The 15,492-nt window shown below is 43.1% G+C and carries 14 protein-coding genes; 9 read left to right on the top strand and 5 right to left on the bottom strand.

All coding sequences use genetic code 11. The features are described 5' to 3' along the window. The first annotated feature begins 265 nt into the window (after positions 1–265). Positions 266–580 (top strand): hypothetical protein, encoded by a 315-nt coding sequence (locus GTW09_RS05765; protein WP_163110803.1) that lies wholly within the window; start codon positions 266–268, stop codon positions 578–580. A 205-nt stretch (positions 581–785) separates the two neighbouring features. Here GTW09_RS05765 and rpmE read toward each other — a convergent pair whose 3' ends face one another. Then, complete coding sequence (rpmE, locus tag GTW09_RS05760) at positions 786–998, bottom strand: 50S ribosomal protein L31 (RefSeq protein WP_071980771.1); 213 nt, start codon at positions 996–998, stop codon at positions 786–788. Positions 999–1,284: 286 nt separating this feature from the next. Between rpmE and priA the strand changes: the two genes are divergently transcribed. The 8 genes from priA (at position 1,285) to hslU (ending at position 11,420) form a co-directional block, all read left to right on the top strand. After that, a complete protein-coding gene (priA, locus tag GTW09_RS05755; RefSeq protein WP_163110801.1) occupies positions 1,285–3,477 on the top strand; it encodes a primosomal protein N' in 2,193 nt (730 codons plus the stop codon). Between the two features lie 142 nt (positions 3,478–3,619). Then, positions 3,620–4,198, top strand: a complete 579-nt coding sequence (locus GTW09_RS05750) for an SPOR domain-containing protein (RefSeq protein ID WP_100973031.1) — start codon at positions 3,620–3,622, stop codon at positions 4,196–4,198. Positions 4,199–4,472: 274 nt separating this feature from the next. Continuing rightward, on the top strand, positions 4,473–5,915 hold the full coding sequence (locus GTW09_RS05745) for a COG3014 family protein (RefSeq protein WP_163110800.1): 1,443 nt from the start codon (positions 4,473–4,475) through the stop codon (positions 5,913–5,915). A gap of 21 nt (positions 5,916–5,936) precedes the next feature. Then, positions 5,937–6,557, top strand: coding sequence for a penicillin-binding protein activator LpoB (gene lpoB, locus GTW09_RS05740; RefSeq protein ID WP_163110798.1), 621 nt, complete (start codon positions 5,937–5,939; stop codon positions 6,555–6,557). A gap of 137 nt (positions 6,558–6,694) precedes the next feature. Continuing rightward, on the top strand, positions 6,695–8,101 hold the full coding sequence (locus GTW09_RS05735; RefSeq protein WP_163110796.1) for a DUF6844 domain-containing protein: 1,407 nt from the start codon (positions 6,695–6,697) through the stop codon (positions 8,099–8,101). Beyond that, positions 8,085–9,287: a CsgG/HfaB family protein gene (locus GTW09_RS05730; protein WP_163110794.1), complete on the top strand. Its 1,203-nt coding sequence runs from the start codon at positions 8,085–8,087 to the stop codon at positions 9,285–9,287. Before GTW09_RS05735 ends, GTW09_RS05730 begins: the two co-directional genes overlap by 17 nt. Positions 9,288–9,450: 163 nt before the next feature. Continuing rightward, a complete protein-coding gene (gene hslV, locus GTW09_RS05725; protein WP_071980768.1) occupies positions 9,451–9,975 on the top strand; it encodes an ATP-dependent protease subunit HslV in 525 nt (174 codons plus the stop codon). 116 nt (positions 9,976–10,091) lie between these two features. After that, positions 10,092–11,420: an HslU--HslV peptidase ATPase subunit gene (gene hslU / locus GTW09_RS05720; protein WP_163110792.1), complete on the top strand. Its 1,329-nt coding sequence runs from the start codon at positions 10,092–10,094 to the stop codon at positions 11,418–11,420. A 119-nt stretch (positions 11,421–11,539) separates the two neighbouring features. Here hslU and GTW09_RS05715 read toward each other — a convergent pair whose 3' ends face one another. From GTW09_RS05715 to GTW09_RS05700, 4 genes are all read right to left on the bottom strand, one after another. Then, a complete protein-coding gene (locus tag GTW09_RS05715) occupies positions 11,540–12,508 on the bottom strand; it encodes an ATP-grasp domain-containing protein (protein ID WP_163110790.1) in 969 nt (322 codons plus the stop codon). A gap of 148 nt (positions 12,509–12,656) precedes the next feature. After that, positions 12,657–12,866: a hypothetical protein gene (locus tag GTW09_RS05710; RefSeq protein WP_163110788.1), complete on the bottom strand. Its 210-nt coding sequence runs from the start codon at positions 12,864–12,866 to the stop codon at positions 12,657–12,659. Between the two features lie 46 nt (positions 12,867–12,912). Beyond that, positions 12,913–13,224, bottom strand: a complete 312-nt coding sequence (locus tag GTW09_RS05705) for a helix-turn-helix domain-containing protein (RefSeq protein WP_163110786.1) — start codon at positions 13,222–13,224, stop codon at positions 12,913–12,915. Next, positions 13,221–15,491 (bottom strand): peptidase domain-containing ABC transporter, encoded by a 2,271-nt coding sequence (locus GTW09_RS05700; protein WP_338024928.1) that lies wholly within the window; start codon positions 15,489–15,491, stop codon positions 13,221–13,223. The genes GTW09_RS05705 and GTW09_RS05700 overlap by 4 nt, the downstream gene beginning before the upstream one ends. Position 15,492: the final 1 nt, after the last annotated feature.

The following is a 15,492-nucleotide window of genomic DNA, read 5'->3' as shown; positions in this document are numbered from 1 at the left end:
AGAATTTCTACCGGTGACTTTATGTGTTTCTACATTGTAAATGTAGATGACTACAACTTGTTAGACCAGTAAGTAAACACAATATTTATCATTCATAATTTTTATGCCCGACATGATTTTCATATGCTTTTACTATTTTTATTTTGCCACTACGCAGAAATCTAAATAACAGAAATCTCGTCAACAAACAGTTAATACAAGTATATATGCGGATTGGTATAAGCTAAGCACTAAGCACCAATTGCGCAATAAGAGGAGAAGTAGAGTGACTGAGCGCAAATTAATCAACGAACTCACTAATGTTTGCGAAGCCTTGAAAACCCAGGGCAATGGGTTTATGTGGCTCACTCACCAAGGACATTGGCGTTCGCCTGATGTTGTAGCTGTTTTCACCACTGAGCGTCAGCGCAATAATGCATTGTCGGATGGCTGGGATGAGGCGTTTATTACGCAAGTAACCATAGCCTTAGAAAGCATAAAATCTACACCCAATTCAATACGATTTGATAGTGAGGAAGCATGCGATAAACAAAGCCAAGGAGATTGGGAAAAGCACTTATCAAAACCCTTGTACCATTAGGACAACACGACTCAGTATTTCTATTTTTGTTTGATTGATGTGCGCAAATAGTCCTTGTGCTTTGCCTGAAATACTAGAAACGTTTGGGGTGAGTTCAGGTGTAAGTCGTTGAGAAGAAAGTACTAAGCGCTTTGAGATAAACAAAAGACAATAAAAAAGCGCCCAAAGGCGCTTTTCTTGTTCGTCACGTTCAAACGTGTTGAACTTACTTCTTGCTAAGTGCACCAAAACGCTTCTTGAAGCGATCAACACGGCCACCAGTATCAACGTTACGTTGCTTACCAGTGTAGAAAGGGTGACAAGAAGAACATACGTCTAGGTTAATATCTTTACCCATTGTAGAACGAACATTCATTACGTTACCGCAAGAACATGTTGCTTTAATTTCAGCGTATTCTGGGTGGATACCTTGTTTCATGGGATTACCTCATCATAAGGCCGTATCGCTATTCAGCCCGAAGCTAAACACCATACGTAACTTAATATTCAAATGACAGGCAGTAAATTTACAGCCCATCGCAAAAGAGCGCCGGATAATAAAGGAAGCCGAGGCTTGGATCAAGGTCTTTGTGCTGGATAAGTGAGCAAAAGCACAATGGCTTTATTATCAACGTGATTATTGTGTTTAAATATCAACACATGGCACTTTTCCTTTTTTGCTAATATTCAGCTTTTCACATTTGACGACGGAGACCTGCTCTAAAATGGCTTACCTATCTGTTGCAGTACCAGTACCGCTGCGACAATTATTTACCTATACCCATTCTACTCCACTAGAAGCAGGAGTAAGGGTGCAGGTGCCATTTGGTCCGCGAAAACTGGTGGGCGTGGTTATTGATGTAATAGATGAAGATAGCCACGAGATAGAAAACGTCAAAAAGTTAAAATCAGTAGAAGCGGTCATTGACGAGTATCCCATCGTCGATGGAGTTCTACTCAAAATGGCACAATGGTTGTGGCAATACTACCATCATGCGCCGGGCGAAGTGCTGCACGCTATGTTGCCGGTGCTATTAAGGAAGGGAGAAAAAGCTCAGCTAGTTCCAGAAGAAAGAGTAAGGCTAACGTCTGTTGGCGAGCAATCACAATCAAATACATTATCCAGAGCTCCCAAGCAAAAAGCCTTTTTTGAGGCATTGCAAACATCGAGTTTGTCGGCCCAGCAAAGCAGAAAGTTATATGGCGCACCGGCAGTTAAGGCCGTTATCGATAAATCGCTGGCGGAAATAGTTGAAGTTGTACCTGAACTAAAACCAAAGATCTGGCTATCAACAATGAAGGTAGCGCAAAAGCCCACGCCAGATACAGAGCAATCTGTCGCCATAGCGGCGCTTAATCGCCAGCAAGATAACTTTGCAATAAGTCTGCTAGAAGGCGTAACGGGCAGTGGAAAAACAGAAGTCTATTTACAAGCGATAGAGCCACTGTTGGCCGCGGGTAAGCAAATTCTAATTTTGGTACCAGAAATTGGGCTCACTCCGCAAACTGTATCTCGATTTGAAAAGCGCTTTAATATTGATGTAGGCGTTCTACATTCCCAGCTTTCCGATAAGGCGCGCCTGCGAGTATGGCAACGCGCCAGAGCCGGAGAGCTGGGCATAATTATTGGCACGCGCTCTGCTATTTTTACGCCGCTCAAAACGCCCGGTATGATAATTGTTGATGAAGAGCATGATGAATCGTTCAAACAACAAGATGGTCTTCGTTATCACGCGCGAGATCTAGCGGCGATGCGGGCAAAACAGCACAGTATTCCTTTGCTGTTAGGCAGCGCTACTCCAGCATTAGAAAGCTTGAATAATGCCCTTAATGGACGCTATGCGCATTTGCATTTAACGCGCAGAGCGGGGGGAGCCCAGCATACGCAGCTTCATGTACTTGATGCTAGAGAGCAGCCACTACACTACGGTATATCGCAAGCGTTACTCACCATAATGCGACAGCATATTAATGCTGGAAATCAAGTGCTGGTATTTGTAAATAGAAGGGGGTACGCGCCTGCCTTACTGTGTCATCACTGCGGAGAGACAGTAATGTGTAAGCGGTGCGATAGACCTTACACAGTGCACAAGTCGCAAAATCGCCTGCAGTGTCATCACTGCGCAGGCACCCGAGTTATGCCGCGGCAGTGTGAAGCATGCCACAGCTCAACCCTTGTTACAGCAGGTACGGGTACTGAACAAGTAGAAGACGGGTTAATGTCTTTATTTCCCGACGCTAAACAAGTGCGTATAGACAGTGACACGGTGCGCGGTAAAGATAAGCTGCACAGCACGCTAGATGCAATTAATCGTCAAGAGTACCAGCTGCTTGTCGGCACTCAAATATTATCCAAAGGACACCATTTTCCTCACGTCACCTTAGTAGCCGTACTCGATTGCGACGGCGCATTATTTAGTGCCGACTTTAGAGCCCCAGAAAAACTCGCACAACTTGTTACACAGCTGGCAGGGCGGGCAGGGCGTGCGGCTAAACCAGGTGAAATGTGGTTACAAACTCACAATCCCCACCATCCCTTATTGCAGGATTTAGTGAATAATGGGTACGGACATTTTGCCCGACATGCATTAACAGAGAGAAAGGCAGCGGGTCTTCCTCCTTACATCAGTCAGTTTGTAGTGCGTTGCGAGTCGATAGACAGCGCGCAGGCTTTCTCGTTTTTGCAGGGGTGTCGTGGCGTATTTACTTCGTACAGTAACGAGCTTGAAATGAATGGTCCTTTCCCTTCATTAATAGAAAAACGACAGGGACGCTTCCGTTTTATGTTGATATGCAGTCATCAAAAGCGCGCCCCATTACACGAGGCCCTGCGTCAATCACTTCCTTTTCTACAATCACTTCATCAGGCCCCGAAAGTAAGATGGTCGGTGGATATCGACCCCACAGATTTCAGTTAGCTTGTTGCTAAGCAATACGTTAAAATTCTAGCGGTCAAAGTTTAATAACAAAGTAGTGCACAAACAGTTCTGCTGCCTCTACTATTGCCTTACGAAATTATTTCCTAACAAACACCGATAACAAGCAGGAATATCGCCGACTATGGCTCAACGTGATTATGTGTCCCGCGGACGCTCTCAAAAAAAGAAAAAAGCCCCAAACAATGCTAATAAGCGAGCGAGTAGCAGACAAGTGAGTTCGCCAACCATGCACAAGCTCCCTATATTCAAAATAGCAATTATTGTTGCGCTAGTGGCAGGCTTCGGGGTGTTTTTGTGGTCGATCAAAGACAATGTTGAGGGGGATGTAGATGTGCAGTCTTCAAGGGCAGTAGCACCGACAGAAGAAGCATTGCCAGAGTTACCAGAGGAAGAGTGGGAATACATTAAAACGCTACCGGGTTACGAGGTAGAAGTTGACGTTCAAGCCCAAGAAAAATCTGACAAGCGTTATCTTATGCAATGTGCGTCTTTTAGAACCCGTGCCCAAGCGGAAGAAATGAAAGCGAAAATAGCCTTTCAAGGGTTAGAAGCGTTAATTCGCCAGAGTTCGGGAAGTAACGGCGAATGGTTTCGCGTTATTCTTGGGCCTTTTGAGTCTAAGCGCGACGCGGAAAAAGCAAAGCATAGCCTGCGCAAAGTCAACATTGCTACATGTCAGATTTGGTATTGGAATTTGTGATTTAATTTATTCCACAACAGTAATTTTTTAAATGGACTCATAGCAGTAAGGGTTTAATAAGTTTGGTATGCAGAGATATAGCCTCGTCTCCAAGTCGATACTATTGAGTGGAGAGAGGATAGTTGACATTGACAGCCTTTAGATTATCCTTATTTTGCGCTTAGGAAAGCGCAAAAAAATAAAAATACGCAAAAATGGCCAAGGATCGGTGAATTTCTAAATTGATTGCTCCTTGTTCATGTTTTTTGAAGACATGATTTTAAATGGAACAGTCATGAAAAAAGTCGCTCTATTATCTCTCGCTACAATATTAATTGCTGGTTGCTCTGCAACTGGCGGTGAAAGTCCAATGGCAAGCTTAACGAATACGCTTACGCCAGATTCTTCAATCAGTAAATTTGATGTCATGCTCTCAGGCGGTAATGTGGCTGAGGCACAGCAGCTATCTTTTGACGAAGCTGATTATGATGAAGATGATAATTCACTTGATGACCAATTTTGGGGAATGCAAACAGCATCTTTGTATCGGTTCAATAAGGATTTTGAGGAAAGCAATAGGTATTTTGATCTAATCGAAGACGTTATGTATCAAGAGGATACTGAGGGAACCCTAACAAATGTTTCTGAAACAATAACGAGTTCCCTTACAAATGATACCTTCCTTGACTATGAGCAAAGTGTTTACGATTCGATAATGGTAAATACTTACAAGGCGCTCAATTTTACTGCAATGGGTGATCTAGAGAATGCTCGTGTTGAGTGGAATCGCTCTGATGATAGACAGCGAAGAGCCGCTGAATTTTTCGCAGAACGTATTAACGAAAAGCGAGAGCAACAAGAAAAAGAAGCAGAAGAAGAACTGCAAGAGAATGAAGGTGCTGGTGACGTAAAAATTGATGAAAGTATGTCTAAAGCTAATGAGTTACTTGCAGATCAAAATATTGATATGTCTGATTGGACAGCATATGACGGATATATAAATCCTTTTTCTACGTTTATGCATGGCCTATTTTTCATGTTAAACGCGCAGGATGCATCAGATGTTAATAAAGCTGTTGACAGCTTGAAGCGCGTTTCATCTATAACGGGTACCCAAGTTGCAAAAGACACTCTTTCTTTAGCGCAAAAAATGCAAAGTGGTCAGGCATCTCGTAACTCAGTTAATAACATTTGGGTTGTTTTTGAAAATGGCGAAATGGCACGAAAAGAAGAGTTTAGAATTGATCTACCTGTATTTATTGCATCAGAAAACGTCAACTATGCTGGAATAGCACTACCAAAAATCGAAGAAAGACAGGATTATTTTAATCACATATCGGTTAATGGCAAAAGTTCTGAAGTCGTTGCAGATATGGATAAGATAATAAAGGCTGAATTTAAAGAAGAATGGCCACTTATCTTAACTCGAGAGATCACACGCTCAGTAATTAAAACTGTAGTGCAAAAACAAATAAATGATAAAAACATGTGGCTTGGAATAGCAGCAGGTGTGTTGCAGGGTGTAACAACGCAGGCAGATACAAGAACATGGCGTGTTCTTCCGAAAAACTTCCAAGCTCTTATGTTAGAGAACGACGGCTCGGGTCAATTAGTAATAAATTCACCTGGACTCAGTCAATCTCTTAAAGTAGATGTCGACCCATCTAAGAAAAATATTGTTTACATAAAAGCTATTAATCAGAGTCTTACGCCGTCTGTAGACGTTATATCTATTTAACACTTGAGAGGAAGTAACAAAGTGAAAAAAGCCATATTATTGTGTGTCCTACCTATCATTACATTGATGGCGGGATGTCAATCTACAACGAAATATGTAGATAAAAATGATGACAATATTGCAGTGTTAGGTCTGTCACAAAGAGATTTTGACCAAGCAGCGAACCAAGCTCTAGATGATATTATTGCAAGTCCTCTACTTGTTCATCCTGAAGCGGATAAAGGCGGAAGATACGTTCTATCAATCTATAACATTCTTAATGATACTTCACAGCGAATAGACACCGATCAGTTAGTCAAAAAAATCCGAGTTGGATTGCTGCAGAGCGGCAAATTTTTGACAACAACGGCTGTAAACTTTACGGGCTCAGGCCCTGAAGATACAAGCAGTGTTAAAGTTCGAGAATTAAATAACTCGCCACTTATGAACAAAGGTACAGTGAAGAAAAACGGAACGGTTATTTCTCCGGACTTTAGTTTGAGCGGAAAAATTATTCAAAGAACTAACAGGGTTAATAGGTCTAAACAATTAGTTGAATATTATTTTCAACTCACGCTTACACAGCTTGAGACTGGCCTTGCATATTGGGAAGGTGAATACCCTATTGCAAAGACCGGAAGTAACGACTCAGTTACATGGTAGATAGCCTCTCCTTGGCCTGTAAAATTGCCCATAACACCATGGTGGTATGGGCAATTGTCTATGGTTAATTTTATTCTCGCTTAGTATTTGTTCTAGAGAGTTATAGTTCAATGTGTGCGAAGAAATAAGGAAATTATATGAAAAGTTCAATTATTCGTTCAGTCGTACTTTCTTTCTGTTTTGCGAGTGCAGGAATTTTAGCTCAAGAGCAAGCAACAGAAAAAGTGGACTTGATAGTCGAAGATAAAGATTCAGAACAACCGGCATCCAGCAATCAGGAAACAGTAAAAGCAAATAAAGAACAGCCTGAGGATGCATATGCCTATGTTGAAGAAAAAGCGCGTAACTATATTTCTGAAAAACGCCGAAAGTTTTCCTCGCAAAATAAACAAGTGTTTATACATTCAGGTACTGCAGTCATCAGATTGAAGCCTACTGAAGCAGGCTGGGCTGATGCCCGTGTTCTTGCTTATACAGAAGCGCAACAAAAAGCGAGAGAGAAATTACTTAAGCAGCTATACACAAGTGTCGCTTCGGAAACCATTAGAAAGTCTTTTAAAACAAATAAATTACCGCAATTCACGCCCAGTGAAATAGAAAATCAAAGCAAACTTGAAGCTCTATTGAGTAAAGTTGTGGCGTTAGCCGATGCTACAATAGATTCTCAATTAGAAGAGTTGGGCGTTAATCCAAGTGAATATAACGCGGCGCCTCCAAGTAAGCGTAAAAACATGATGCAAAAAGCTATTACTCAATCTGTATCTACGTCTTCGAGGGGCGACATAACTGGTTCTCAAATCATGAAGTCATTTGAGAAAACAGATGTTAATGGTAATACTGCAGTGACGGTAGTCATTGCGACTTCGAATAAAAAGAAAAACTTCCTAGCTTCCCTTAGGAAGAGTAAAGGAAATATTGAGCCTAGCCCAGAAAAAGCAAAACTATCAATTGAAGATTATCTTGAAAAACACCGCTCTAACTTGATGTATCAGATTGGTACAAAGATGCATTGGGATGAGAAAGGCTATCCAGTGATTTTATCTTTTGGAATGTCTGGCAACGATTGCAATATCTCTGACTACGAAGAATGTGTTGATAATAGAGAATTTAGTTACCTAGATGCAGAGTTAAATGCCTGGGCCCATATTTCAGAAGCATACAACTTAGTTGGAAGTGTAGATTCAGCTAGTACAACTACTAGCGATAAGTCGAGAACTGCAACAGTCACACTAACAGATGACAATACCACTGAGACTCAAGAGCAAACTGTAGCAAAAATAATAAAAGAAACATCTTTAACATCACGCATGGCCTCAAGTGTTAAAGGGTTAACAGGTGTTCAAGAAGCCACGAGGTGGAGCGCTAAACACCCCGTCACAGACCGAGAAGTAAACGGTGTAGTGCTTGTCTGGCACCCTCTTGCTGAGCAAGCCACAAGAGCATTTAAAGCCAATAAAAATGTAAAGAAAAAAGTGCCAGGTGGGAAGGTTTCATTTGACCCCAAATCTGGAGAAAGTATAGAGGCTGATGATGAAGACTTTTAAGCTAGTCTTCTTAGTAGTACTTGGTTTTACGTTTTCAGCTAGTGCAGAAGAGCGTGTTATTGAAATAACTGCTTCTGGGGCCTCTAAATCTCTCGCAATTGAAGCTGGCCTAATCAGAGCTATTGCACAAGTAAAGGGTACTGAAATAAACAGCAAAGCAATGCGGGTTGCGAACCAAGTAAGAAAAGATGGAAAAACCACTACCAACATAGCTCTGTCAAATATCACTGCTATGAAAACCAAAGGCCAAATATCTAGTTATGAGGTTTTGGAAGAGAGTTGTAGTGAAACCTGTGAGGTTCTGTTGCGAGTTTCTGTGCCAGTGTATAAAAGCCCCGGCTTATCATTAGATAAACGTCGAAAGCTTGTTGTCGCTCCTTTCGAAGGAGAGAATGGCGAGTTGTTTTCCAACAATCTGCAAAGCGCTTTTGTTCAAACGAGACGTTTCGCAATATTAGACCGCCAGCATGATAGCGAGTATGCGGCAGAAAAGCGCTTATTACTCAGCGAAGATACCGCACTGAAGGAGAAGATGCGTCTAGGTCAAGTACTGGGCATGGATTATCTTGTGGTTGGGAGCGTATCTTTCAGAGACGACTCTTATGAAACGGAGTCCAGTTTTACGGGTGAACGCTCTTATGTTGAAGATATCGTGTCTGAAATTAATTACAAAGTGATTAATTTAGCAACACGACAAGTTAAGTGGCAAGATAACGTAGTTATTCCAAGCAATATCCAAGATCCAGCATCTGCGCGTGTTATTGCGCGTGATATTACCAGTGCCATCTACCCGATAAAGATTGTGTCCAATCAAAATGATAACGTCGTTCTTAACCAGGGGGGAACCAGTGTTCAAATCGGTGAAGTGTTTGATATCTTTGAGCTAGGCGAAAAACTCATTGATCCATACACTAAAGAGTCGCTTGGAAAAGAAGAGCGCTACGTTGGAAAAGTGAAAATAGTAAAGGTAACTAGTAAAGTTTCTTATGCTGCTGTTATCGAGGGGGAACTTAGCACAATGAATGTTGGGTCAGTAGTCAGGCCATCAATGCTAGATTACTTTGATTCTGAAAGCCGTGCTGAACCAAAAACAACGGTGGAAGCTTCTGCAGCCGGAGGGATCATAATTCCATTACCAACTAAACCTAAGCCTTCGCCCAATGGCGGTGTAGTGATTGAAAATTGAAAAATGCGAAGGGTACACAAAATAGTGTACCCTTTCTCTTTCTATCCCCAATCCCCCTTGAAAATATAAACCGCTCCCCCACTTATGGTTTATAGACTAGATAAGTGACCGCCGTGAATTCATATGCTCGCGGCGGATACACCCAGCTAAACGGGGAAAAAACGTGACAACGATTGTATCTGTACGACGTGGAAATCAGGTGGTGATGGCTGGTGACGGTCAAGTATCGCTGGGAAATACGGTAATGAAAGGCAATGCGCGCAAGGTGCGTCGTCTTTACCACGATAAAATACTCGCAGGCTTCGCAGGTGGCACAGCCGATGCGTTTACGCTATTTGAACGCTTTGAGTCCAAGCTTGAAGCCCACCAAGGCCACTTAACCAAAGCTGCTGTTGAGCTTGCTAAAGACTGGCGTACCGACAGAGCGCTGAGAAAACTCGAAGCCCTTTTAGCGGTGGCTGACGAGACCGCTTCTTTTATCATCACGGGTAATGGAGACGTAGTACAGCCAGAAAACGACCTTATCGCGATAGGTTCTGGTGGCAATTACGCACAAGCTGCGGCCACTGCTATGCTGGAAAATACTGAGCTAACGGCAAAAGAAATTGCTGAGAAATCACTCACTATTGCTGGCGATATTTGTGTATTTACGAACCATAGCCAAACGGTAGATGTATTAGATTACTAATGAATGAAGCGACGGGGCGGTAGCAAAAGGTTACTTACGCCCTTGTACTGCGCAGACCGGCAGTTCGGTGTATTCTTTACGCGCAGTCCGAGTATCAAAGAAATAAGGGTTTATTCATGTCTGAAATGACACCAAGAGAAATTGTTCACGAGTTAGACCGCCATATTATTGGCCAGCAAGACGCAAAACGGGCTGTGTCTATCGCGCTCAGAAATCGCTGGCGCAGAATGCAGTTAGAGCCTGAATTGCGTCAAGAAGTAACGCCAAAAAACATTCTTATGATTGGTCCAACAGGCGTAGGTAAAACTGAAATCGCTCGACGTCTAGCCAAACTTGCTAATGCGCCTTTTATCAAGGTAGAGGCGACAAAGTTTACCGAAGTTGGTTATGTTGGCAAAGAAGTGGAAACAATTATTCGTGATCTAGCGGACATCGCCGTTAAGATGACAAAAGAAAATGAAATGAAGAAAGTGAAGTTCCGTGCCGAAGAAGCAGCGGAAGATCGCATTCTTGACGCTTTACTTCCTCCGCCTGAAGATGCGTGGGGAAACAAGGAAGAAGTAGAGGATAGAGGAACCCGTCAGGCGTTTCGCAAAAAGCTTCGTCAGGGCGAATTAGACGATAAAGAGATTGAGATTGACGTTGCGCTCCCCCAAGTGGGTGTTGAGATTATGGCTCCTCCGGGTATGGAAGAGATGACAAACCAGCTGCAGGGAATGTTTCAAAATCTGTCTGGTTCGCAAAAGAAAAAGAAGAAGCTGAAAATTAAAGATGCTTTCAAAATGCTGATTGAGGAAGAAGCGGCCCGCCTTGTTAATCAAGAAGACTTAAAAGAAAAAGCCATTGAGTCAGTTGAGCAGCACGGCATTGTGTTTGTAGATGAGATTGACAAAATTTGTAAGCGCGAAGGCAACAACTCTGGCGATGTTTCCCGCGAGGGCGTTCAGCGAGATTTACTTCCTTTGGTTGAGGGCTCTACGGTATCGACGAAACACGGTATGGTTAAAACAGACCATATTTTGTTTATTGCCTCAGGCGCTTTTCAAATGAGCAAGCCATCGGATCTCATTCCTGAGTTGCAGGGCCGTTTGCCTATTCGCGTTGAGCTATCGGCGCTTAAAGTCGGCGACTTTAAACGCATCCTTACCGAGCCTAATGCCTCTTTAACGCAACAATACATTGCGCTAATGCAGACTGAAGGAGTGAACGTGACCTTCGACGACTCTGGTATTCAGCGCATAGCTGAAGCGGCATGGCAGGTGAATGAGACCACAGAAAACATCGGCGCCCGTAGGCTTCATACTGTGCTCGAGCGTTTAATGGAAGATATTTCATTTGATGCCTCTGAAAAAAGCGGTGAATCATTTGTCATCGACGCTGATTATGTAAATAGTCACTTAGAAGCACTGGTAGATAACGAAGATCTATCGCGTTTTATTCTATAGTCGAGTTCACGCCATCAGCCATAAAAAGCCCAGCAAACCGCTGGGCTTTTTGTTCTCAGCACTGTTAAAACCAGAGGCCTTTCAAGTAAGAAGGGCTTTAAAGTAAGGAAAACTACCTCTTAATTTTGCAGTAGACTAATAAGCCTGCCGGTAATATCTAACCCCGTATCCCGTTCAACCTTTAGGAAAAAAGGGCTGGGGTTGGCTTCCAAGAAATAATATGTGTTTTTATCCGTTTTTCGCCAATCTATAGCGCACCAATGCATACCTAATGCGGCGCAGATTCGAATTGCCAGGCGTTTAACGTCTTGAGGGATAATGGTAATTACCGGCGTAGCATCTATATCATTTCTATAATCAAGTTCTACGCTGTCAATAAGTACGCTCACGACTTCCTTTCCAAGTACGTAACTGCGAATATTTGTGCCACTTATATACTTTTGAAATGTCACAGGGCGCTGTGAGAGTAACGTGGTGAGCAGGGGGCGTAAATGCTCGGTTTTATTAACATATTGCGCTACTTTTCCACCTCTAACCGGTTTATACACCACTTCAGGCATGTTGCTACAAAATTGCGCCGCTGCTTCAGGTGCATTTCCAACGAAAGAGTAGGGAATATTCGCTCCCTGTTGAGACGCAACGCTTAGTTGCATGGGCTTGCACTGATGGGAGCGCACAGCATCAATAGAATTGACCCATTTAGTGGCGCCATAGGTGAACCAGCATAGCAGTGTGCTCGATAACTCTTGCTCTATCCACATGCGCTGAGAGACGGACGTTTGACTGCTTGTTACCGACTCTGCTTTTGAAGATGGATTTAATTGCCTAGGATCAGCCGTATTAGTGGGAATATATTGATGCCAGTACACAGACCTTATATCTGCAAACATTACCCTTGTGGGGAGTCTTTGTTGAGACGGCGGAAAATGCAAAAAACCTTCATTAGAGTCTGGATCGAAACTTATAGTCCATCCACTGCCAAAATGAGCGGTGTTGGCAACAAAAGCGGTAACATTGGTACTTTCCAATGCGCTGACCATGTGAACCATTTGTGGATCGTATTCATCGCCTATCAGTCCTACATACATGCGGTATCCCTTTTACATGAGTGGGTAATATGATTAGTGTCTAAGGTTTCGCACAAGTCGCTTTGTTTAACACGCTTATTGCAAGCTACGACAAGATCGAAATAATTGAGCACTAGGGGCATTATGCCCCTAGTGCTAGCGCTTCCGCCTAAGCCAAAATATCTGGCAAGTTACCGCCACCTTCGCCTATTGCCATAGTGATATAAATCGGCTCTTTTGGTGCAGGACTTCCTGTAATAGGTGTTCCTGGTATGGACCTAGAAGACAGGCTTTCTTGAATGGCTTGTAAGCTATTGCCGCCCGAGACTGCAAATAGCTGACTTTCGGCTAACGTTACTGCTTGTTGTTGGTCTTTCATTGATTACGCTCCTTGTATTAGCGTGGGTTAAAATGAGGTTATAGCGCTAATGCGATACATCCTCTCGGTAAAGTGTTCTAAAGCAGCCGGCTATCAATGCAGTCCGACTGGTGATATTGAGTTTTCTGTAAATATTGGCACAGTGAAATTTCACCGTACGCTCGCTAATAAACAGTTCATCTGCGATGGATTTGTTGGAGCATCCACCCATTATTTTATGTACCACCTGCATCTCTCTTTTAGATAAGCAATTTATAGGTATCAAAGTTCCACTTGATGTAATTCCCTGAGCTTCCACTTGCATGCGCTCCGACTCTGTCATAAGTGCGTTATTTTCTCTCACTTCGTGTGTTTTCATTGGTCTTCTCCATAGGTTTTTGGGGTGGCTTCCTTTTCCATAATTGAGGGAGAGAAAACCTTTAAGGATTGATTTGATAGGTGGTAAACCGTATCCGCAATGGCAATAGTTTGCGGTCGATGTGCCACCATAATTCGAGTGATATTGAGTGTCTTAAGATGCTGGTTTATCTTTTCTTCGTTAGCCATATCGAGATGACTACTGGCTTCATCTAAAAATAAAATATCGGGGCTTTGGTACAGCGCTCGGGCGAGCAATAGCCGCTGTTTTTGACCGCCACTTAAACTACTGCCCATATCGCCAACCAGAGAATGGTATTGCATTGGCATAGCGACAATTTCGTCATGAAGACAGGCTAAATGAGCGGCGCGAACGACTTTCTCTAAGTTGGGAGTCTCTGAAAAACAACTAATATTGTCGGCAATGGTGCCGTTCAAGCAGGTGTCTTCTTGTAAAACAGAGGCCACTTTACAAGCATTACGACGGCTTGATGAGTTATGACGTTGAACCTTCCCCTCTTGAGTCATGTACAGCCCCATAAGGCATTTCAAAAGCGTGCTTTTTCCGCTGCCGCTTGCACCTGTAATAGCAATAATGTCGCCATGGTTTACCTGTAAATCAATACCGCTAAATACAGGTTCACTGGCCTCGCTATATCGATAGCTTATGTTGTTTGCACACAGCGCTATGGCAACTGCTTGAGGAGACTTCACACCACCGAGTTCGTTTGCTTCACAAAGCCCGCTTTCAGGTTTTTGTGAGCCAGCGTTTGTGTCCGAAGATAGCGTATTTGCTAACCCAGCTTGTGAATTTAGAGCTGGATAGGCTTGAGGGCTTTCAGTGTCGAAGGCAGGCGGAGCCAGCACAATATCGCTTAGCCGAGTAAAATGAACGCTCAGCATTTTGTATTCAATGACGTTATTGACTACTCCGTCAATGGCGCTGGAAAAGCGGTTTTTGTATGCAATAAACGCTAATAACATGCCTATTGTCATGGTGCTGTCCATGACTAAGTTAGCGCCCACATAAATAACAGCTAAATTTTCTAAACCAAACATAGCTTTATTAACGGCGTCGTTACCTATATTGACTTTGCCTAAGCTAATGTCTTTATTCAAAACGGCAACCAGCTTATTTTGCCAATGGCTCTGACGCTGTACTTCTTGATGGTAAACCCGAATGGGCAACATACCGCGCATGCTCTCAATAAAGTGGCTCTGCTCAGAAGCAGCTAAACCAATTTTCTCGGTTGTTAAGCGTTTCATAAAAGACAGTACGCCTAAGCGCAGCGCCACATAGAGCGTCATTACGGCGACAACAATCAAGGTAAGTTTTAGAGAGTACACGGCCATTACAAAAAGCGTGATAATGGCGAATAAACCATCGAGCAGTGCGGTCACCACTCCCGTCGTTAAAAACTCGCGAATATGGCTGAGTGAATTAAAGCGAGAGACAATATCGCCTACATGGCGTTTGGCGAAATAGTCTAGGGGCAGCGAAAGTAAGTGCTTAAATACCGAAGCAGAAAGTTGCAGCTGTAGCCGCGTAGAGACCGAAAGCACTAGCAGTTTACGCAAAACAGCTGTAAATATCTCAATAACCAATAAGAGTGCAAAGCCAAGCGCCAATACATCTAAAAGGGCATTGTTGTTGTAAATTAGTACATCATCTACCACAGTTTGCATGTAGTAGGGGCTTACTAATACAAAAAGTTGCAACACTATTGATAACGCAATGAGCACCAGAAGATTTCGTTTAAAGCCAACGGCATTGGCGAAAAAATCGTTAAGTGAAATAGTTGGCGTGCTCTTTTTAGGCGTAAATTCATTTGCAGGCAGTACCTCAAGTGCAATACCTGTTATGCAACGCGATGCCTCATCAAGAGTAAGGATACGTTCGCCCAGCGCAGGATCGTTTATGGTTACCTTTTTATGGGTTACTTGAGTTAACACCACAAAATGCTTCATGTCCCAATGTAAAATGGCTGGGCACGTTAGCTGGCGTAAATGAGCAAGTTCAATTTTTAATGCTCTACAGTGTAGGCCTACACGCTTGCCAATGTTCATAATATCCTGCAGCGTGCAGCCGCGAAGTGAGACTGAAAAGCTTTGTCTCATTGCGTTTAAGTCTCGCTTGTCACCGTAAAACTGCGCAATCATATTCACACATGCCAGACCACATTCCGCCGCTTCGCTCTGCAATATCAGGGGCACTCTGCGTTTTGGTAGAAAAGATAAGTTTAATGGTGTTGTAGTTTGGTCAAACACA

It is taken from the genome of Alteromonas hispanica, from assembly GCF_010500915.1.
Classification (GTDB): domain Bacteria; phylum Pseudomonadota; class Gammaproteobacteria; order Enterobacterales; family Alteromonadaceae; genus Alteromonas; species Alteromonas hispanica.
The sequence above is the reverse complement of the archived record's forward strand: the minus strand, read 5'-3'. Positions and strand labels throughout refer to the sequence as shown.